Source organism: Rhodanobacter hydrolyticus, assembly GCF_044904645.1.
Genome location: NZ_JADIKK010000008.1, coordinates 3,852,021 through 3,871,218, shown reverse-complemented (window position 1 = coordinate 3,871,218; position 19,198 = coordinate 3,852,021). Strand labels below are relative to the sequence as shown.

The 19,198-nt window shown below is 64.8% G+C and carries 17 protein-coding genes; 7 read left to right on the top strand and 10 right to left on the bottom strand.

The window, feature by feature from the left end:
* Nucleotides 1-31: 31 nt before the first annotated feature.
* The 3 genes from ISP25_RS19905 to ISP25_RS19895 form a co-directional block, all read right to left on the bottom strand.
* On the bottom strand, nucleotides 32-652 hold the full coding sequence (locus ISP25_RS19905; protein WP_404616133.1) for a dihydrofolate reductase family protein: 621 nt from the start codon (nucleotides 650-652) through the stop codon (nucleotides 32-34).
* A 463-nt stretch (nucleotides 653-1,115) separates the two neighbouring features.
* A complete protein-coding gene (locus ISP25_RS19900; protein ID WP_225578257.1) occupies nucleotides 1,116-1,619 on the bottom strand; it encodes a gluconokinase in 504 nt (167 codons plus the stop codon).
* 16 nt (nucleotides 1,620-1,635) lie between these two features.
* A complete protein-coding gene (locus ISP25_RS19895; RefSeq protein WP_404616132.1) occupies nucleotides 1,636-2,118 on the bottom strand; it encodes a DUF3455 domain-containing protein in 483 nt (160 codons plus the stop codon).
* A gap of 162 nt (nucleotides 2,119-2,280) precedes the next feature.
* Here ISP25_RS19895 and ISP25_RS19890 point away from each other — a divergent pair, with 162 nt between their 5' ends.
* From ISP25_RS19890 to ISP25_RS19880, 3 genes are all read left to right on the top strand, one after another.
* Nucleotides 2,281-2,661, top strand: coding sequence for a YidH family protein (locus ISP25_RS19890; RefSeq protein ID WP_404616131.1), 381 nt, complete (start codon nucleotides 2,281-2,283; stop codon nucleotides 2,659-2,661).
* Between the two features lie 599 nt (nucleotides 2,662-3,260).
* Nucleotides 3,261-5,207 (top strand): CocE/NonD family hydrolase, encoded by a 1,947-nt coding sequence (locus ISP25_RS19885; RefSeq protein WP_404616130.1) that lies wholly within the window; start codon nucleotides 3,261-3,263, stop codon nucleotides 5,205-5,207.
* A gap of 124 nt (nucleotides 5,208-5,331) precedes the next feature.
* Complete coding sequence (locus ISP25_RS19880) at nucleotides 5,332-8,355, top strand: EAL domain-containing protein (protein ID WP_404616129.1); 3,024 nt, start codon at nucleotides 5,332-5,334, stop codon at nucleotides 8,353-8,355.
* A gap of 242 nt (nucleotides 8,356-8,597) precedes the next feature.
* On the opposite strand, the gene ISP25_RS19875 is transcribed toward ISP25_RS19880, so the two are convergent.
* Nucleotides 8,598-9,638, bottom strand: a complete 1,041-nt coding sequence (locus tag ISP25_RS19875; RefSeq protein WP_404616128.1) for a sensor domain-containing diguanylate cyclase — start codon at nucleotides 9,636-9,638, stop codon at nucleotides 8,598-8,600.
* A gap of 281 nt (nucleotides 9,639-9,919) precedes the next feature.
* Between ISP25_RS19875 and ISP25_RS19870 the strand changes: the two genes are divergently transcribed.
* A complete protein-coding gene (locus ISP25_RS19870; protein ID WP_404616127.1) occupies nucleotides 9,920-10,819 on the top strand; it encodes a hypothetical protein in 900 nt (299 codons plus the stop codon).
* Between the two features lie 63 nt (nucleotides 10,820-10,882).
* Here the strand turns inward: ISP25_RS19870 and ISP25_RS19865 are convergent, their stop codons facing one another.
* From ISP25_RS19865 to ISP25_RS19855, 3 genes are all read right to left on the bottom strand, one after another.
* Nucleotides 10,883-11,227 (bottom strand): RidA family protein, encoded by a 345-nt coding sequence (locus ISP25_RS19865; protein ID WP_192156271.1) that lies wholly within the window; start codon nucleotides 11,225-11,227, stop codon nucleotides 10,883-10,885.
* A gap of 145 nt (nucleotides 11,228-11,372) precedes the next feature.
* Complete coding sequence (locus tag ISP25_RS19860; protein WP_404616126.1) at nucleotides 11,373-12,047, bottom strand: hypothetical protein; 675 nt, start codon at nucleotides 12,045-12,047, stop codon at nucleotides 11,373-11,375.
* Nucleotides 12,048-12,319: 272 nt separating this feature from the next.
* Nucleotides 12,320-12,988 (bottom strand): glutathione S-transferase, encoded by a 669-nt coding sequence (locus tag ISP25_RS19855; protein WP_404616125.1) that lies wholly within the window; start codon nucleotides 12,986-12,988, stop codon nucleotides 12,320-12,322.
* Between the two features lie 342 nt (nucleotides 12,989-13,330).
* Here ISP25_RS19855 and ISP25_RS19850 point away from each other — a divergent pair, with 342 nt between their 5' ends.
* Both ISP25_RS19850 and ISP25_RS19845 read left to right on the top strand, forming a co-directional pair.
* Nucleotides 13,331-14,263, top strand: a complete 933-nt coding sequence (locus tag ISP25_RS19850; protein ID WP_404616124.1) for a hypothetical protein — start codon at nucleotides 13,331-13,333, stop codon at nucleotides 14,261-14,263.
* 440 nt (nucleotides 14,264-14,703) lie between these two features.
* Nucleotides 14,704-15,915: a serine hydrolase domain-containing protein gene (locus tag ISP25_RS19845; RefSeq protein WP_404616123.1), complete on the top strand. Its 1,212-nt coding sequence runs from the start codon at nucleotides 14,704-14,706 to the stop codon at nucleotides 15,913-15,915.
* 169 nt (nucleotides 15,916-16,084) lie between these two features.
* Here the strand turns inward: ISP25_RS19845 and ISP25_RS19840 are convergent, their stop codons facing one another.
* Nucleotides 16,085-16,783, bottom strand: coding sequence for a hypothetical protein (locus tag ISP25_RS19840; RefSeq protein ID WP_404616122.1), 699 nt, complete (start codon nucleotides 16,781-16,783; stop codon nucleotides 16,085-16,087).
* 165 nt (nucleotides 16,784-16,948) lie between these two features.
* Nucleotides 16,949-17,338, bottom strand: a complete 390-nt coding sequence (locus ISP25_RS19835; RefSeq protein WP_192156279.1) for a hypothetical protein — start codon at nucleotides 17,336-17,338, stop codon at nucleotides 16,949-16,951.
* Between the two features lie 429 nt (nucleotides 17,339-17,767).
* Between ISP25_RS19835 and ISP25_RS19830 the strand changes: the two genes are divergently transcribed.
* A complete protein-coding gene (locus tag ISP25_RS19830; RefSeq protein WP_404616349.1) occupies nucleotides 17,768-18,556 on the top strand; it encodes a M90 family metallopeptidase in 789 nt (262 codons plus the stop codon).
* An 87-nt stretch (nucleotides 18,557-18,643) separates the two neighbouring features.
* On the opposite strand, the gene ISP25_RS19825 is transcribed toward ISP25_RS19830, so the two are convergent.
* A complete protein-coding gene (locus ISP25_RS19825; RefSeq protein ID WP_404616121.1) occupies nucleotides 18,644-19,144 on the bottom strand; it encodes a DUF4440 domain-containing protein in 501 nt (166 codons plus the stop codon).
* Nucleotides 19,145-19,198: the final 54 nt, after the last annotated feature.

The following is a 19,198-nucleotide window of genomic DNA, read 5'->3' as shown; positions in this document are numbered from 1 at the left end:
GTATGCAGGCGGATTGATGTCTGGGACGTATTCAGACCGGCCGATAGACCTGCAGCATCGCGCCGAGCGGAAAGGCCTTCGAGCTGACCAGCCCAAGCGGCAGCGGCGCAGGCAAGTCGGAGAAGATCGGCCTGCCTTTGCCCAATGCGATCGGATGAACCATCAGGGCCAATTCGTCGACCAGCTTGTGGGCGATAAGGCTGCGCGCGAAGGCGGCTCCTCCGAGGGCGACGATCGGTTTGCCATCCTGGGCCTTCAGCCTGGCGACTTCCTGGGCAAGATCGCCGCTGGCCACGTAGGCCTCGGTCCAGCTTTCAGCACCGGGCTGAAGTTGCCTGGCATCGTCGACTTGGGCCCGGGCATCCCTGATTGCCTTGATCGCCGGCTCCAACACCGCCGGGCCCTGTTTCGAAAAGACCGCCTTGGGGATCCGGTTCATCGCCGGCGCGAACACCAGGGTGGAAGTCGGCCAGAACGGCGCCATATCCCGGAAGGAATGGCTACCCATGATGATCAGTCCGGCCTTCCACAGGTTCTCCACCTTCCAGGCTATGGCCTCCTGGTCGCCGTTGAGCATCCATTGGACTTCGCCCTCGGGGCCGCTGACAAAACCGTCGAGCGACGTGGCCATGGTCAGGATCAACTTTCTCATCGCTTGCTCCTAGCATCAGGGAATCCGGAACGGGCCAGATCAATCGGCGGGCAAGCCAATTTGCCGGCCTTCATCATCCCGACGAACGACGGGATCCGAAATCGACATGACCGGAAAGCCTTGGAACGCCTGACCGTGGCGAGCGTCCACATGCAATCGTCCCGATCCGGATCGCGGCTTCGGGTAGGGAAATGCCCTCGGAGCCTGCGCGCGATCTCCCGTGACCCGCCCCTGGAACGCTTGCGCGCAGGCGAAGGAAGAGCGAGGGGGTGGACGTCCATACACGACTGAGTGATGACGCAGGCATGCAGACAAACTGATCTGGCCCTGTGGGCTGCGTTGTCATGGTCACCATGCGGCAACGCGCGGCTTGACCTGTCAGCCACGCAGGCACTGCGCCACGCACCACCACTGACAGCCACGATGAAGCGCGCGAGTCATCGGGATGATCGTGAGCAGGCTCTCAGGCCGGTCGCAGCGACGACCGCAGCGCCTGCGTGGCTGATGCAACCGTAACCGCCAGGTCGGCGCCAGCCTCCAGTACGATGGCACGCTCGTCCGCCGCTGGTTCTTCCAATGTCGCCAGCTGGCTGTCGAGCAACGCAGGCGGCATGAAATGCCGGCGCCGTCCCATGCGGCGTGCAAGCTCGTCGCGCGGCACGCGCAGGTAGAGCAGGCGCAGCGCCGGATCGGCCTGGCGCAAATGGTCTCGATAGATACGACGCAGGGCCGAACAGGCCACCACCACGCCCTGCCCGCGATGCACCGCGATCGCCGCGGCAATCGCCTCGAGCCAGGGTCGGCGATCCGCGTCGTCCAGCGGAATACCGGCGCTCATCTTGGCGATGTTCGCGGGCGGGTGCAGGTCGTCGCCTTCCACGAAGTCCACGCCGCAGGCGCGCGCCAGGGCAGCACCGACGTGACTCTTGCCACTGCCGGAAACACCCATCACGACGACGGTCGGCATTGCGGGCGTCAAGGAATCATCCCCGGAAGAACAGATACACCGCGTTGTAGGGCACGCGCGCCTCGGCGCCCGCGTGACCCGCGTCGCAACCCGAAGCAGGCGCTGCGCCACCTTCGGTGTGCGCGCGCACGATGTATTGCACCGATGCCATCACCCCGCTGCCCTTGTGCGATTTGGCCCGCAGCACCAGCCACGGTATGGCGCCGGCATCGGGCGAAGGCGAGGCGTTCAAGGATGCACCCACCACCGTGCTGCCGTCGTTGGCCTGCCAGCTCGGCCCGGCGAAGTGCCTACCGATCACCTTCCCCTTGGCATCCGACAATGTGGCGTCAGGCGCCTTCAACGCCCATGCATAGGTGTTGCCGGAAACCTTGCACGCATAGATCTGCACGCCCTTGCCGAACGCTTCGAAGGCGGCAGTCTTGGGCAGCTCTTGGGCATGTGCTGCGCCGGCAAACGCCGCAGCGATCAAGGCGCAACACTTCAACGAATTCCGCATGACTGGTCTCCTTACGACCTAACGGTTTTCCATCGTACGCGCGAGGCGCGTCCGGCGACTGAACATGCCTTGGCAAACGCCATTGAAGCACCAATCCGGCAAGCGCACTTCGCCGAGGCCCCGCGGGCTAGACTGGCTCCACCTCCTGCAAGGGCAGCGTCCATGATCCCCTACTTCAGCGACCTCTCCGCCAACGAACGCACCTACCTGGCCTGGATCCGCACTGCAGTGTCGCTGATGGGCTTCGGTTTCCTGATCGAACGCTTCGACGTGTTCCTCGTCTACACGACACGCGGCGCGGTGTTGAACAATGGCCTGCACATGCGCGCCTCCGAATGGCTGGGCCTGGGCATGATTTTGCTGGGCGCCGTGCTGATCCTGCTGGCCACCCGCACCTTCTACCGCAATTGCCGGTTGATCCAGGCCGAAGCCGAAACCCCGTACCACGGCACCACGGTCGAACGCGGGCTGACGGCGCTGCTGGTCGGACTGGCGCTGTTCCTGGTGCTGTACGTGGGATACCAGCTCACCAGCCTGAACTAAGCGCCTGCTTGCGATCTCAACATTACCCTGTGCCGGGAACTGCGCAGCGCAGAGAACGCTCGTAGGGCGCACCCAAAGGGTGAGCGCAGCAAGTCACTCTGTAGCGATGACCGCTCATCCCGGGCATGCAGTCACTGGACCCCAGCCTTCGCTGGGATGACGGACGTGAGGACCCTCCGTTTCGTGTAGGCCTTCAGTTTCCAGATACGGCGCGATGCGGCCTCATGGCAGGTCGTGTCGCCGGGCGTTGATCCAATCCCTTCGACACAGCCTGCTCGTAGTCCCGGCGAATCCAACTAGCTCATTTCTCTGGGTTCCATTTCTGACTCCGAGCATTAGGCCTCTCGCCTTTCGGGCCGGCTTCGCGGTTCGCCACCGCAGCTGCGATGGCATGGGCCAGCAAAGAGAAGGGACTCGGACGCCGGCAGGTGACCGCAACCGCGTTGAAACTTGCGACAGCGAAATCAACGTCTCCCACAAGACGCAAGGGCGCGAGACAGGACATCGTGAGCCAGTTCCAAGACTGGACGTCCCAAGACCACAATGCACGACCGTGGTAGCTTCCCCCACGCGATCATGACCAAGAGGACCCCACCCCCATGAAGACTGCAGCCCTGCGCCCGGCGCTCCTTCCGCTCGCCTGCCTGCTGTCAGCCGCCGCGTTCACGACACCCGCGACAGGCCAGGACTCGTCGAAAGTGACGCCCGACATGATCCAGACCGCGTCGGACATCCCGGCCAGCTGGCAGACACCGCAGGGCGGTTTCGACTACGTCAAGCGCGACGTGATGATCCCGATGCGCGACGGCGTGAAGCTGCACACGGTGATCGTGATCCCGAAGAACGCGCACGACCGGCCGATGCTGCTGGAGCGCACGCCGTACAACGCCAGCGGCTTCCTGGATGGCAACAGCCTGCACATGGCCGACGCGGTGTGGTCGGGCGACAAGGACTGGGCCAACGCCGGCTACATCCTGGTGTGGCAGGACGTGCGCGGCAAATACGGCTCGGAGGGCAAATACATCATGACGCGGCCGCCGATCGGGCCGCTCAACCCGACTACCACCGACGACACCACCGACGCGTGGGACACTGTCGACTGGCTGGTGAAGAACATCAAGGAGTCGGACGGCAAGGTCGGCATGATCGGTTCGTCCTACGACGGTTGGACCGTCGCCATGGCCCTGCTCCACCCGCATCCCGCACTCAAGGTCGCCGCGCCGGAAAGCCCGATGGTCGACGGCTGGATGGGCGACGACTGGTACCACTACGGCGCCTTGCGCCAGATCAACCTCGACTACTTCACCGAACAGATGAGCGCCAAGGGCTCGGGCGAACCGGTGCCGCGCGAGAACAGCGACGACTACACCAACTTCCTCGCCGCCGGTTCGGCCGGCGACTACGCCGTCGCCAACGGCTTCAAGCAGCTGCCGTGGTGGAACCGTTTCTCGGCCCACCCCGCCTACGACACCTTCTGGCAGCTGCAGGCGCTGGACAAGCTGCTGCCCGCGCATCCCTCCGACGTACCCACGATGTGGCTGCAGGGCCTGTGGGACCAGGAGGACATCTATGGCGCCGTGCATGCCTGGGAAGCGCTGGACAAGGCCGGCCACGGCGGCAACAACCATCTCGTGATGGGCCCGTGGTGGCACAGCCAGATCAACCGCGCGGGCTGGAACCTGGGGCCGCTCAAGTGGCCCGGCGACACCACCGCACAGTTCCGCCAGCAGGTCATGATCCCGTGGTTCGACCACTACCTGCGCGGCACACCGCTGGCCACGCCACTGCCCGAGGCGATGATCTACAACCCGGTCGAGAAGCGCTGGGACAGCTTCACCCACTGGAAGCCGGCCAGCGCCCAGCAACTCACCCCGATCTACCTGCAGGCGAACATGGGGCTGGGCTTCGGACAGCCGGAAAGCGGCGGCGACAGCTACGTTTCCGACCCGGCCAAGCCCGTGCCCTACCTGCCCCGCCCGATCAAGGCCAACAACGAAGACCGCTGGCGCACCTGGCTGGTGCACGACCAGCGCTTCGCGGTGGACCGCGCCGACGTGCTCTCCTACACCACGCCCGTGCTGACCCAGACCGTGACCGTGCAGGGTGCGCCGATCGCCGACCTGTTCGCCAGCACCACTGGCACCGACGGCGACTTCGTGGTCAAGCTGATCGACGTCTACCCGGGCACCGACGCCACCGACCCCGACATGAGCGGCTACGAGCTGCCGGTGTCGCTGGACATCTTCCGCGGCCGCTACCGCAAGAGCTTCGCGAACCCGGAGGCCATCCCGGCGAACACGGTGCAGGAATACAAGTTCCGCCTGCCCACCGTGAACTACGAGTTCAAGCCCGGCCACCGCATCATGGTGCAGATCCAGTCCAGCCTGTTCCCGCTGTACGACCGCAACCCGCAGACGTTCGTGCCCAACATCCTGTTCGCCAAGCCGGACGACTACAGGAAAGCGACGGTGACCATCGAGCACGGCGCAGACGGGCGCAGCGCCGTGCTGTTGCCGGTGGTGGCTGACGGATCGGCCGACCGCTGATCCGGATTTCGGCACGTGCACAAAAAGCACTGACTGTCACACAAGCCACGCCGTGACAGTGACGGACAGGCTCCGGCCGGCTGCAGCACCAGCTTCAGAAGCGGCCACCATGGTCGATACGCAGATGAGTGCATGGCCATATCCGCGGCGGACGGTGGAACCGACCGCCACGGACGTGGCTTGCGCGCTCACCGGCATGGGGCCGACGTTGTCGGCAGACCGAGACCGCCTGGATACCGGGGTAACCGTGAAAGGTCGATTCGTGTGCTTCGCGTGGCTGCGCTGCGTTGCGCTCGTGGCGCCGCTCGCGGCTGCGCCCACGCCCGTCTCACCCACGCGCATCCGCGTGGTCGCCCCGGGAAGCTACTCGCCCTATCTGTTCCGCAACACCGACGGCCAGGTGAGCGGCTACGTGGCGGATCGCTGGCGGCTGTTCGAGAAGCACACCGGCATCCACGTCGAACTCGACCTGATCGACTGGAACGCCGCCAAGCAGGATGTGCTGACCGGAAGCGCCGACGCGATCGACATGATCTACCACACCGACGCGCGCGAGGCCCAGTTCGACTTTTCCGCACCCTACGTCACCCTGCCGCTGGGCATCTACGTAGGCTCGTCCGATACCACTTTGCACGACACGGCTTCGCTGCGCGGCCTCACGGTGAACGTGGGCCGCGGCAGCGCCTGCGCAAAGACGCTGGCCGGACTCGGCTTCGCCGACCTGCGGCAGTTCGATGAATACCAGGACGCGGTGACGGCGGCCATACGCACGGAACCGCACATCTTCTGCATGGACGAATACCGCGCCTACTACTACCTCAGCAAGGTTGGAGCGCAAAGGTTCTTCAGTCGTGCATTCGTGCTCGATACCGGCCATTTCCACGTGGCGGTGCGCAAGGGCAATACCGCGATGCTGCAAGTGATCGAACGCGGCATGGCCAGCATCACGCCCGCAGAGAACAGTGCACTGGACGAGCGCTGGCTGCAGAAGTCGCCGCCGCTGTCGCCCTACGGGCGCATTGCGGCCGTTGCGTTGGCTGTGGCGCTTACTCTCGGCATGTTGATGCTGGCGTGGATCTGGGCATTGCGACGCAGCGTGGCCACGCGCACGCGCGAACTGCAGGCGGGCGAAGCCAAGCTGCGCGCGCTGTTCGACGCCAATCCCGACGCGATGTGGATGAAGGACCTGCAAGGCGTCTACCGCGTGTGCAACGACCGCGTGTTCGAGCTGCTGCACATGGAACGCAAGGAACTGGTCGGCCACACCGATGCCGGGCTGTTCCCGCCGGCCAAGGCCGCCGAAGTGCGCGAAATGGACGTTCGCGCGATACGTCGCGGCACCCAGGACACCTACGTGTTGTCCACCGAGGGCGGCGACGGCGAGCGGCTGCAGCTCGAGGTCATCAACGTCCCGTTGTGCGACACCGACGGCACCGCCTACGCCACGCTTGGCGTGGCACGCGACGTCACCGAACGCAAACGCGCGGAGGCCGAGCTGCGGCTCGCCGCAGTGGCCTTCGAGTCCCAGGACGCGCTGCTGGTGATGGACGTCGACCACATCATCCAGCGCATCAACCGCGCATTTACCGCGCTCACCGGCCATGCCCCCGAAGCGCTGATCGGCCGACCGGTGAACCTGCTGCGCTCGCGCTATCACGACGCCGCGTTCTACGACCAGTTGTGGGCGCAGGTGGGGCATAGCGGCGCCTGGCACGGCGAGCTGTGGCTGCAAGCCGCGCAGGGCGAGCCCAAGGCCGCGCGCATGACGGTGTCGCATGTGATCGATACCGACGGCAACGTCAGCCATTACGTCTGCTCCATCGTCGACCTGACGCGCGAGCGCGAGGCGTACGCCAGCGTCGATCACATGACGTACTTCGATCCGCTGACCGACCTGCCCAACCGCTACTTCCTGCACGCACGCCTGCAGCACCTGCTGGAGTCCGCCGGTAGCGGCGGCGTGCTTTTGCTGGCCGACCTCGACCATTTCAAGCGGATCAACGATCTGCGCGGCCACGCCGCCGGCGACCGCCTGCTGATCATGATTGCGCAGCGCCTGCGCCATGGACTGGACGAACACCGCGCACTCAGCCGTTTCAGTGGCGGCACCTTCGCGCTGCTGGAAACCTGCGCGGACGGCGCGGCGATGTCGCCGGCGCGGGCCGCCGAATGCGCCGAGAACCTGCGCCAAGCCCTGCATGAGCCGTTCCTGCTCGACGGCACGCCGGTAGTGGTCACCCTCAGCATCGGCTGGACCGTGCTGGTGCCGCATCAAGGCACCTCCGAATCGGTACTGAAAGAGGCCGAGCTGGCGATGTACCACGCCAAGGCAGCCGGCCGCGACCAGGTGTGCTGCTACGAACCGGCAATGCAGGATGAACTGGCGCAATACGAGGCGCTGGTCGTGGACCTGCGCCAGGCCGTCGCCGTCGGCGCGCTGGAGCTGCATTACCAGCCGCAGGTGAACCGACTCGGCGACATCATGGGCGCCGAGGCGCTGCTGAGATGGACGCGCCCCGACGGCACCCGCATCGCGCCCGCCGTGTTCATTCCCATCGCCGAGGAAAACGGGCTGATCCTGCCCCTGGGAAGCTGGGTGCTGCGGCAAGCCTGCGCGCAACTGGTCGCCTGGGCGGGCGATACGCGCCGCAACGGACTGTCGCTCGCCGTCAACGTGAGCGCACGCCAGTTCGCCCAGGCCGATTTCGTGGACGACGTGCGCACCGCGCTGGCCATCACCGGCGCCGACCCCACGCGGCTCAAGCTGGAAGTCACCGAGACGGCGATCCTGGACGACCTCGACGACTCCGCCGCCAAGCTTGCGCAGTTGCGCGCGCTGGGAATCCATGCCGCGCTGGACGACTTCGGCACCGGCTATTCCTCACTGGCCTATCTGTCGCGCCTGCCGCTGGACCAGCTCAAGATCGACCAGTCCTTCGTGGCGCGCCTGCCGGCCGACCCCAACGATGCAATGGTGGCGCAGACCATCATCGCAATGGGCCACGGGCTGGGCATGGAAGTGATCGCCGAGGGCGTGGAAACGGATGCGCAGCGACAGTTCCTGCTGGCCCAGGGTTGCGATGCGTTCCAGGGGTTCCTGATCTCGCGGCCACTGCCGCTGGCCGCGTTCGAATCATTGCTCGCCTAGGTGATGGGCGGCGAGCCCGCATCGCGCCGCATCCGGGAACCGACGGGTTTCCAATTCGCCTCGACGAGGGCCGCGCGGATCGGGAACAGACCCTTGGCATTACCGATGGCTAAGGCGGAAGAAAAAGGACGTTCCTGCGGGCCAGGCTCCGAGGTGCTCCGCCGTCGGAAAGGAACCGGGGCATCATCGATCGGAGCGCCCGCCAAGGCTTAAGCGCTTCGTGCTCAGAAGGGACGCATGGATCAGCGCCCGGGCTTGCCCTTGCGCTGGCGCTTCACAGCGTACATCGCCACGTCGGCGCGAGCCAGCACGGCGTCGATGTCGGATTCGTGCCGCTCCGCCGTCACCACGCCGATGCTGGGACCGCCGTAGTCGAACTCCAGGCCGTCGTCCAGCACATAGTGGCCGCTGGTCGCTTCCCGCAGCTGCACGCCGACCGCGTCGGACACCTCCGCAGCCACGTCGCGACGCGCCGCGGACAGCACGACGAACTCGTCGCCGCCTACCCGCGCGACGAAATCGCCATCGCGCAGGGCAGCGTGCAAGCGCTTGCCGATGGCGATCAGGAAACGGTCGCCGGCATCGTGTCCATGGTTGTCGTTGATCGCCTTGAAGCCGTCGAGATCGATGAAAGCCACCAGCAGCACCTCGTTGTCCGGCACGCCCAGGAGTCGACGGCGCATCTCGTCCAGCAGTGCTCGACGATTGGGCAGCCGCGTGGTGGCATCGGTGTGTGCGGTCACCGCCAACGCATCGTTGGCCTGGCGCAGCGAACGAATCGTGCGCTCGCGATCGATCTGCTGCGCAATCAACCGGGAAAACATTTCCAGCACCTGTGACGCGCCCGCGACCTGCGGCTTGCGCTCGTCGCTGGCCGCGCACAACGTGCCGTACAATTTGCCGTCGTCGGTATGCACCGGCGTGCTCACATAGGTGGCGATGCCCAGTTCGCGCGCCGCTCCGGAATCGCCCCAGCGCGTGCCCACGTCGTCGGCATACGGTTGCCGCTCGTCCAGCGCACGGCGGCACAGCGTGTCGCCCCACGGCACGACGAGGCCTTCGGCAATCTGCAGGCGTCGCGTATTGCGCGCATACAGCACATGCTGCAGACCCGCTTCGATGTCGATGCTGGTGAGGTAGGTGGACTCCAGCCCGGTCACCTTCTCCAGCAATTCCAGCAAGGGTCGCACCAGCTCTTCCAGCGTGCCGGCATGCGCCAGCGATTCGGCGATCTTGTCGATCGAGTCGGGGGCGACGCCTGTTTCAGAAATCGAAATGCTCACAGCAGCCCCCCTCATCGCGAAAGCGTCGCTTCACCACTCCTTACGGCTGCAGCCGCAAGGGAAAATCACGGCGCCATTGTGCCGGTATTCCCCGCTCCCGTCGTAGGAGCCCGATCAAGATTTTCGTGCCTGGAGCCACGTTCCTGGAGTTCCTGAACAGGTTCTCCGGCCCGTTGAGGGCCCACCCGCGGAATCCGCGCATCCTGGATGACTTCGACCACCAAACGCTATGCTCCACCGATACGGCGCTGGGGCGCCGATCATCAGGGGAGAGGGGCGCCATGGCGACGCGATCGATGGGAGCGGGGATCGGCTTTCGCTGGCTGTCCGACGGCATCCGTGTGGGTTTCAGTCACCCGAAGCCATTGTTCGGAGGCGCCGCGGTACTGGTGGGGGTGTGCCTGCTGCCATCGCTGATCACGCTGCCGGTGCAATTCCACGAAATGAGCGCCGGCCGGCCGCCGAGCGCAACCCTTTCGTTCATGCTCATGGCGCTCTCCGCGCTGTTCGGGCTACTGATCATTCCGCTCTACGCGGGCTACCTGCAGCTGGTGGATGCAGCCGAACGAGAGCGGGAAGCACGCGTATCCGGCATTTTCAATCCCTACCGGCAAGGCGAGGCGTGGCGGTTGATCGGGCTCGGCGTGGCGAATTTCGTGGTCTACATCGCCGGGGTCGCGATCATCGTTCTGGCCACCGGAGGCGGCATCGCCCGCTGGTACATGCAGGTGTTGGCGGGACAGGCCGCCCACCAGTTGCCGCCGGCGCTCCCCGATGGCTTCTGGAGCGCCATCGCCTTGTTCATGGTGTTTGGCCTCTGGATGATGGGCTACTACGCAATCAGCCTCGGCCAGGTGGCCCTGAACAAGCGCAGCGTGTTCGGCGCCATCGGCGACGGCGCCATCGGCGCATTCAAGAACGCATTGCCGCTCTTCGTGTTTGCCTTGGTTTCCGTTCTTCTCTGGCTCGCCGCGGTCGTCGTCTTTGTCATCGTGGCGATGGTGCTTGCCTTGGTCGCGAGGCTGATCAGCCCCTGGCTGACGTTCGTGGTGCTGATCCCGCTGTATGTCGGGCTGCTGTTGTTTATGTTCAGCGCAATGTTCGGGGTCATGTACCACTTGTGGCGCGACGTGTGCGGTGGCGACACGGCGATCGCCATGCCTCCGCCGCTGATCGCCTGATTCGCGCGCAAGCCAGGGCGGCGGCGGAAAGGGGCGTGCCGTGACGGATCACGCCCCTGGACTTCAGATCGCCGCGGTTACCACGATTTCCACCTTCCACTCCGGCCTGGCCAGCCTCGCCTCCACCGTGGCACGCGCCGGCCCTTGGCCAGGCACCACCCATTCGTCCCACACCCGGTTCATGTCGGCGAAGTCGGCGATGTCGGCAAGGAAGATCTGTGCGCGGAGGATGCGTGTCTTATCGCTGCTCGCCTGCGCCAGCAGCGCATCGATGGCCGCCAAGACCTGACGCGTCTGCCCCGCGACATCCGCGCTGTCGTCCTCGGCGACCTGGCCGGCGAGATAGGCGATGCCGTTGTGGACCGTGGCCTCGGACATGCGCGGGCCGGCGTCGATGCGGTGGATCATGCGGGAGAACTCCGTCAGTGAATGGAAAGACGTCGGTGCGTGGCGCCGACGCCGAGACGAAGCATCGGTCACCGCGCATCGACCGGCAAGCACAGCCGGAAAGCGCTGCGCATCATCGCCAGGCAACGCCGTGCCCTCACCGCTCCTACATCGACGGCGCAGGCGTTCCGTCCGACCATTTGTCGGTCGGTATCATGAACTCGTCGATCGGTTCGGGGAGACCGTGAAACTGCGGGTTCAGCATCACCGGCGAACCCGGCAAGTCGGCGCCCCAATTCGTGCCAAGCGGGGTATAGAACATCAGGTGCGGGACCCAGTGTCCCGCCTCGTCGTTCAGATAGCCCTGCTTCGACATCATGTAGCACATCGCGCCGGGTTCCAGCGGCGGGAACGCCTTGCTCGCCAGCGCAGCCTTGATGTCGCCCATGATCTGGTCCTTGGATCGTCCAGCGAGCGCCAGCTCCGTCCGCTTGAAGGTCATCGGCAGGATCGATCGCGCTGCCGGCGGATTCAGGCACATCGGTCCGCGCAATCTGGGATTCCAGAATTCCGGAAAATCGAACTGCGCCGTCCAGGCTCGGTCGACCAGGCACACAAAGCCGTTCTTGCCCTTGACCGCCGTGACGTAACCGTGGGGCCCGAGCACCAGGACCGTTGCGTCCCCGGAAATGGACTTGGGCGCCGCGCTGCGTGCCAGGGCGATTTCCGCATCGCGATCTGCCATCAGGTATTGCGACAGCGGTGCCATGACCGGATAGGCATGCGGCGGATTCTGGGCTGGCGAACCTTGTGCAGCGGCCACGACCATGGCCAGGAACACGCCAAGTGTCTTGCCGATCTTCCAGCGGCCGGTAACTTGCTTCATTGCAGTTCTCCCGTCTGATCGCGTAGGTGTGGTGGATTCGGAACTGGCTCGATCCGGATCGCTTCCCGCTGGCATCCACGGCTGCTGGCACCAGCGGGCGATCCTCGCCTATGACGAACGAGGAAGCAGGAAATCGACATACCGGGCACCGGGCCCTGCTCGATCGCGGCACACGTACGCCCGGCAACCCAAGAGGGCTCTGTCCGATTACATCCGGGTCGACGCAGTCAGCTCAGCGCGTAAGGGCCGCCGCGCTCCAGCGCGCGGCGATAGGCCGGCCGTTGCTGCACGCGGTTCACGAAAGCGGCGACATGCGGCAGCCTGCCGCCCAATCCGCTGCGCGCCATGGCCACTTCCATCGGAAAGCTCATCTGGATGTCGGCCGCACTGAATTCGTCACCCACGAACCAGCCAGTCTGCGCCAGCTCGTTGTTGACGTAATCCAGGTGCAACGCCAGTTGCGGATCGACGAAGGCCGACTGCAACTTGCCGGCGATCCGCTGCGCGATCGGCCTGGCGAAGAACGACATGGGCGCCGTGGCGATGCGCATCGCCACCAGCTTGAGCAGCAGCGGCGGCATGGCCGAACCCTCGGCGTAATGCAGCCAATAGTTGAAGCGCAGCCTTTCCGGCGTGCCGCGCGGCGGTGCCAGGCGGCCCGTGTCGTAGCGGTCGACGAGGTAGTCGACGATCGCTCCCGACTCCGCGATCACTTGGCCGCCATCCTCGATCAACGGTGACTTGCCCAGCGGATGGACCGCCCGCAGCTCCGACGGCGCCAGCATCGTCTTCGGATCGCGCTGGTACTTGCGGATCTCGTAGGGGACGTCCAGTTCCTGCAACAGCCAGAGCACGCGCTGGGAGCGCGAGTTGTTGAGGTGGTGGACGGTTAGCATGGCGCGTCACCGGTACAGTGGGTGAGGTGGTCAGAAGGCTAGCATGGTGACCGGCACGTAGATGTACAAAGCGCCAACGAGGCACCACGCCAATCCGCACGGAACCCTTGGTGAAAAAATTTGTCTACCGGTGTCGGTCGCGACACGCGCTGACGACATGCGTAAGTTTGCGCGGGCAATCGGCTTGAATGAGGCTTTGTCATCGAACGTTCCGGGCAGGGCCTACATCAACGCGAGGGGGATCGTACGCGCGGCCTGGCCTGGCTCGACGGCGAAACACGTGCGAACTTGAGTCAGCGGCGCTGGCGACAACCAGGGCTGACGCGTCAGACGCGGGTGCTCGTGCTGGCCTCGGTATTGGCACTGCACGCAGTGTTCGCATGGATGATGTGGTACGCGATGCAGCTCGCGCCGCAACATCCGGCGGCAGTATCTGCCGATGGCGATCAAGTGCTGATCGTGCGCCTGCTGGACCGTTCCAGCACGCCACGCGCCGTATCGGCGCCTGCGCCACTCGCACTGCCAAAGCCAGTACCGCAACAACAGATTGCAGCCCCACCCGCTCGCCCCGTGTCGCACGAGAAATCGCGTCGTGACGCGATGGTCGTGCAGGATCATTCAGCGGCGCCTGTGCCGGCGGCCTCCGCAGCTACGCCGGACACCAGCAGCCTGTTCGCCAAGGACGGATCGATACGGCTGCCGTCCTCGCTGACGGACACCTCGACCGCAGCAAGCGCCGAGACCAAGCCGGCCAAACCGGCGGACGATCGCCGGATCATGCAGCACGACAGCAACCACATGCACTACAAGGCAACCCGTTTCGAAAAATACTTCCCGCCGCCTAACGAGACGGCCGGCGGTGCGGTAGGTCGCCATATCGGCGATGCCATCCAGGCGATCGCCAAAAGCGTGTGCGACCCCAGCAAGCGCAGCACCGCTTCCAACCTGCTTTGCGGCGTGTCGCCCCCGCCACCCTCGCCCAAGGATGGCGACGAGCGCCTCAATCTGCCGCCGCCACCGCTGGCTGCCGATCCGCATCCAGCCAAGCTTCCGCCGTTGTCCACCTGCATCGCCGAGTACAACGACACCAAGCCGCTGTCGGACGGCTGTCCGATAGACACGCCCGACCTGGCCTTCAAGGCCGAGATGCGGGAGTGCATCGATCTGTTCCGTGCAGGCAAGCGCCTCAAGACCTGGTGCCCGGCCGATACGGCCAGGCGTGCTGCCGCCGAGTCGTCCACGCCGGCGGCTTCCGCGAGCACGGGCTTGCACTGATGCGCGAATCCCGGCGCTTTCCTTCCGGGAACCACCGCGCGCGACGACAGTCATAGACCGTGGCGTGAGATCGGGAAGGCTTGCAGCCGGGCAGCCACAGATCGGGTGTGCGGGCAGCAACCATGTATCTGCGGCACCGGCTGCAAACCTTCCCGATTTCCGCGGCGTCGGGCAAAAGATCGCGAGGACCATGCGGACGCCGCGGCGAACCCACTCGCCCCCCCTCTTCGCCCCATGCACACCTGGTCGAGTCCGACACTCTCCCTCGCCCCTGGACGCAGAAACACGATCTTCCAGCGCCTTTCCGCTGCGCAAGCTTCTTCGCTTGAAATGGACGTCCAAACGATTCGAACGAAAAAGAACGACCCTCTAGTCAAGTGCACACGACTTTTGGCACGGCTCCTTCTGGCACATGTGCGCCCGCGCCCCGATGAACTTCCATGGGCACCGCCGGCGACTCTGCGCTCGGCCAACCCAAAGGAATTGAGTCCATGTCTAAAGTCACATTGGCTGTGGCGATTGTTCTCTCCATCGCGGCGCTCCACGCAAATGCGGCTGTCGCCACTCCGATGACGTCCGGCGATGAAGTCGATCAGGCCGTCAAGCAGTACATGCAGGCTCACAAGATCCCCGGCGCCTCCGTTGCCATCATCGAAGACGGCAAGGTGGTGAAGGAGTCCAACTACGGCCTGGCCAGCGTCGAGCTTGGCGTGCCGGTAACCAACGACACGCAGTACACACTCGCTTCCACCACCAAGGAGTTCACCGCGGTCGCGATCATGACCCTGGTGCAAGAGGGCAAACTGTCGCTGGACAAACCCGTCCGCAGCTACTTGCCGGAGCTTCCGGCCAGCTGGGGTGCGGTGACCCTGCGGCATTGCCTCTCGCACACATCAGGCCTGCCCGATGCGGTTGCCGCCGACGACGTCAACGTCACGCCGCTGGCGGGCACGCAGGCCGAGTTGATGAAGCTGCTGGTCACCCGCCCGGTGGGCGAACCCGGTGCAAAAACGGTCTACAACCAGACCGAATACATGCTGTTGGCGGAAGTGATCGAGCGCGTCACTGGCAAGCCCTTCAGGACTTACATCGATGATCGTCTCCTCAAGCCTCTCGGCATCACCGATATGCACTGGGGCGATTCCTGGGAGGTGATCCCGGGACGCGCGTCGCTCTACACCACGCTGGAGCCGACGTCCGATCGCTCGAAGCTGCAACTGGATGCCAAGGGCCGGCCCGTGGAGTCCACGTCCGGCATCCACGCCTTCGGATCGAAAGGCATTCCCGAGTTCCTGTCGCCCGCAGCGGGGCTCAACGCGAACATCGGCGCGATAGCGAAATGGGAATCCGCGCTCTGGAGCGGAAAGGTCATCAAGCCGGAAACCCTGGCCATGATGGGCACGCCCTACAAACTCCACGACGGGTCTGCGGGCGACTTCGGCTTGGAGTTGATGCCCTATCCGCTGCCTGCGACGGGAGAGTCCAGCGTGTCCTCGGGCGGTGGCGCTGCCGTGTGGATCACCACGATTCCCAGGAGCCATCTCACGGCCATCGTGCTGACCAATCTCCAGGGGTGCATGCCCCCGATGCTGGCAGCGGAAGTGCTGCAGGCCTACGAGAAGCAGGCCAAGGTCACAGGGCGAAAATCGTAGATCGAAGCGCGCACGTATCGCCCACGCCAATCCGACAAAAAGCGACAAGGACAACGAGGGCGATGCCCCATGGCATCGCCCTCCAACTGTTCGATGTCACTGCACGCCGCACCCGCACGTCGTACGCGCCGGCCGACACCCGCCAGGCATTGTCCCGACACCTTTTCCCTTAACGAACCATCGATGGCGGCGGTGGCGGCGGCGCGGGTGGAGCCGGCGGCTCACCTGTGAGCGAGTGATGCGCCAGATACAACTGGCCATGCCCCATGGCGAGAAATTGCGCATCGTCGGCGCAAGGTTGGCGATACATCGAACCGAGAACCAGCCCGGCGATCCGCATGTTTGCCACGTTGTAGGCCGTGGTGCCCGTTTCAGGGAAAGTCGGCGCCCAGTGCCACGCGGCGGGAACGTGTTTCAGGGTGACTACGTCTTTCGCTATTCCCTGTATGTACGTGCCGTCTTTGAACAACACCCAGTAGAACAGGCGCGAGTGACCGTTCCTCCCGCATGCGGTGCTTCCCTGCTCCTTCGCCAGACCTTCGCGAAAACCGTCGGCGAACGCCTGGCGGATGCTGCGCAACTTCGCACCGTGGTCCGGCAGATCATCGGGTTGCACACCTGCTGCCGGTTCGTCCAGATAAGGAGCCTGCACGGAAAACGGAAAATCGCCCAGCTTGCTTGCGTAGTAATCGCCGCCATACTCGATGCTCAGCCAATGCGGCGGCATGAGTTCGTTTGCGTTGCTGCCACTGCTGGAATCGGCGGCGTAAAGCACACCGCTGAACATAAGGAACGCGGCGACAACGAGCCTCCTGCACATCCGGCACCTTCCTTTCAGATTGATGGGTTCCGACTCGTCTGCCGCCATAAGCGCGCTCTGACCGCCGTGTCGCACCGGTCATGCCGACGGAGTCCTTACGGCAAGTGGATCCCAGTCCGCTTTTCCAAGTCAGACAAAGTAGCGGCAAACTCTCAGCGGGCGATGGCGCCGCGAGCACGCCGCACCATGACGGCCACGCCGCGCATCAACACTTCAATCGATGCGCAACCAGTTCAGGAACAGGCCATGCTCATGGTCTTCAGCCCGATACCCCTCGCGCACTTCGACCACCTGTCCCCAACCCATATGGGCGGCGCCATCGTCCTGCTGGCTGTCGACCCTCAGGCGCTCTCCCAGCGGGACGGGGAAGCGCGTCACCAGCACCATGGTGGTCTCGTTCCGGGCGACCATCAGCGCTGGCTTGCTGATCGTGCTGGCCTTCACCCAGTCCGTGTTGATGTGGATCCGCACTTCCTGCGGCGGCAGGTTGCTGCGATTCTCCAGCCGCCAGCTGTCGGCTTTCTCCAGCAGCGAACTCAGAAGCGGATCGCTCCAGTCGACCGCGCCGATTGAAACGCTAGAGCGTGACTTCTCGTGGCCCATGGCTCCCCCTCGTTGGACCGGGCGCGAACGCGCGCGTGCGCGATCGTGGACAGTCCGGCAGCGATACGCGACGAAGCCGCACCGCAACAGTAGCCATGCAAGCCTGGCTATCGCGGCAACATACCAGAACTGCCGCCGAGTGGCGGAGCGTGGTCGCCCGGGTTCGTGCCGCACCGTGCCGCGGCATCATGCAGGCCCGGAAGCGGGCCAACGGGGCCAGGCCCATTCCCAGCCGCGTACCGGCCAAACGCGCCCCTCCGAGCCGCATTTTCTTCGATCGCCCTGGCTATGCCGGCCCGATGCAGCTGGCCCGTCGTACCAACGGACCGACCAGGAATGATCGGCATGCAAAATCTTGCGAACCCGGACCTGTACCGAAGGAAGCGCGCCCCGCCCTGCCTCTTCCTTGAGAAAGCGCACTCCGCCCTGATGCTCTTGGCCATCTGCCCTGTCCACGTGGCCATGCTCGACAAAATCAGAAACTGGCGCGTACGCCGCCTCGTCGCCCGGCACCCGATCGCCGAACCGCTATGGCAGGACGCGCTCCGACGATGCGCCGTGGCACGTGCGCTGGGGGCTTCCGACCAGGCCGCGCTGCGCGTGCTGGCAACGCTGTTCCTGGACAGCAAGTCGCTGGAACCGACCAAGGGCTTGCAGCTCGACGACGCCGACCGTGTCCTGCTCGCGGCGCACGCCTGCGTACCCATACTGAAACTGGGCCTGGACTGGTACGACGGTTGGCACAGCGTCATCGTCTACCCGGACGCCTTCGTACCGCACCGTACAAAAACCGATGCCGCAGGCGTGGTTCACCAGACCGCCACCGCGCTGGCCGGCGAGGCGTGGGGGCGCGGGCCGGTGATCCTGTCGTGGGCGGATGTGCTGAATGCCGGGAAGAAGCCGGGGCACAACGTGGTGATCCACGAAATGGCGCACAAGCTCGATCTGCTCAACGGGGACGCCAACGGCTTTCCGCCCCTGCACCGTCGCATGGACCGCCGCGTGTGGACACGGGTTTTCTCCAGCGCGTGGGATCACCTGCAGGAGCAGCAACGCAACGGCACCGAGTTGCCGCTCGACCCGTATGCCCTGGAGAGCCCGGCCGAATTCTTTGCGGTAGCTAGCGAGCAGTTTTTCGAGAGCCCGGCAGTCTTGCGTCAGCAGCTGCCGGACGTCTATCGGCAACTCGAGCAGTTTTACCGGCAGCATCCATTCTGAGTGTCGCTACGGGCACCCCGAGCATCGAGAAGCAAGTGGCAAGGTCGACTTGCAGAACCGCAGGGTGGTACGTATTGCATTGCGCGCTTACTGCTTTGACGCGGGTGTCGCCTGGTAGAACACATTCAACCAGGCACCCTTCCGCTTCATCCACAAAGACGAGGCGTAGCTGTCGAGCCGGAAGGCTTTCCCGTGATCGAGGCCCGCCGCCACCACGCGATAGGTGACGAGCGCGGCATTCTGCGCGACGAAGCGAACCTCGAATCCCGAGAGCGCACATTGATCGAAGCGCACCTGCGCATCCATGGCAGATTCCTCGCTGGCGCCCCTTCCCACCACGCCACTCTCGGTAAGCGTGATGAAGTCCGGGGCATGAAAGGCCTGGTAAGCACTGGCGTTGCGCTGGATCGCCAAGTTCCAGCTGGCCCGTTCTTCCGCGATCAGGCGCTGGGCAACGGCGTCGTTCGTCGCTGCGGCGGCAGGAAGAGGGTTGGAGGCAGCACTGCACACGGCCAGCGGAGTGGCGTGGACGGCCCATGGCAGGCAGATGATGGCCACAAAGGCAAAAAATATTCGGATATTTGTCATGACTTCAGAATGTCATTAGGATCAATAAACCGTCAATCGAATTGATTTCGTAAC

Bases quoted from the DNA above. Each gene is read 5' to 3' on its own strand.
- ISP25_RS19845 (WP_404616123.1), top strand. From the start codon at position 14,704: ATGGGCACCGCCGGCGACTCTGCGCTCGGCCAACCCAAAGGAATTGAG.
- ISP25_RS19830 (WP_404616349.1), top strand. From the start codon at position 17,768: ATGCTCTTGGCCATCTGCCCTGTCCACGTGGCCATGCTCGACAAAATC.
- ISP25_RS19890 (WP_404616131.1), top strand. From the start codon at position 2,281: ATGATCCCCTACTTCAGCGACCTCTCCGCCAACGAACGCACCTACCTG.
- ISP25_RS19840 (WP_404616122.1), bottom strand. From the start codon at position 16,783: ATGGCGGCAGACGAGTCGGAACCCATCAATCTGAAAGGAAGGTGCCGG.
- ISP25_RS19855 (WP_404616125.1), bottom strand. From the start codon at position 12,988: ATGCTAACCGTCCACCACCTCAACAACTCGCGCTCCCAGCGCGTGCTC.
- ISP25_RS19880 (WP_404616129.1), top strand. From the start codon at position 5,332: ATGAGTGCATGGCCATATCCGCGGCGGACGGTGGAACCGACCGCCACG.
- ISP25_RS19885 (WP_404616130.1), top strand. From the start codon at position 3,261: ATGAAGACTGCAGCCCTGCGCCCGGCGCTCCTTCCGCTCGCCTGCCTG.
- ISP25_RS19825 (WP_404616121.1), bottom strand. From the start codon at position 19,144: ATGACAAATATCCGAATATTTTTTGCCTTTGTGGCCATCATCTGCCTG.
- ISP25_RS19835 (WP_192156279.1), bottom strand. From the start codon at position 17,338: ATGGGCCACGAGAAGTCACGCTCTAGCGTTTCAATCGGCGCGGTCGAC.
- ISP25_RS19900 (WP_225578257.1), bottom strand. From the start codon at position 1,619: ATGCCGACCGTCGTCGTGATGGGTGTTTCCGGCAGTGGCAAGAGTCAC.
- ISP25_RS19865 (WP_192156271.1), bottom strand. From the start codon at position 11,227: ATGATCCACCGCATCGACGCCGGCCCGCGCATGTCCGAGGCCACGGTC.
- ISP25_RS19895 (WP_404616132.1), bottom strand. From the start codon at position 2,118: ATGCGGAATTCGTTGAAGTGTTGCGCCTTGATCGCTGCGGCGTTTGCC.
- ISP25_RS19905 (WP_404616133.1), bottom strand. From the start codon at position 652: ATGAGAAAGTTGATCCTGACCATGGCCACGTCGCTCGACGGTTTTGTC.
- ISP25_RS19870 (WP_404616127.1), top strand. From the start codon at position 9,920: ATGGCGACGCGATCGATGGGAGCGGGGATCGGCTTTCGCTGGCTGTCC.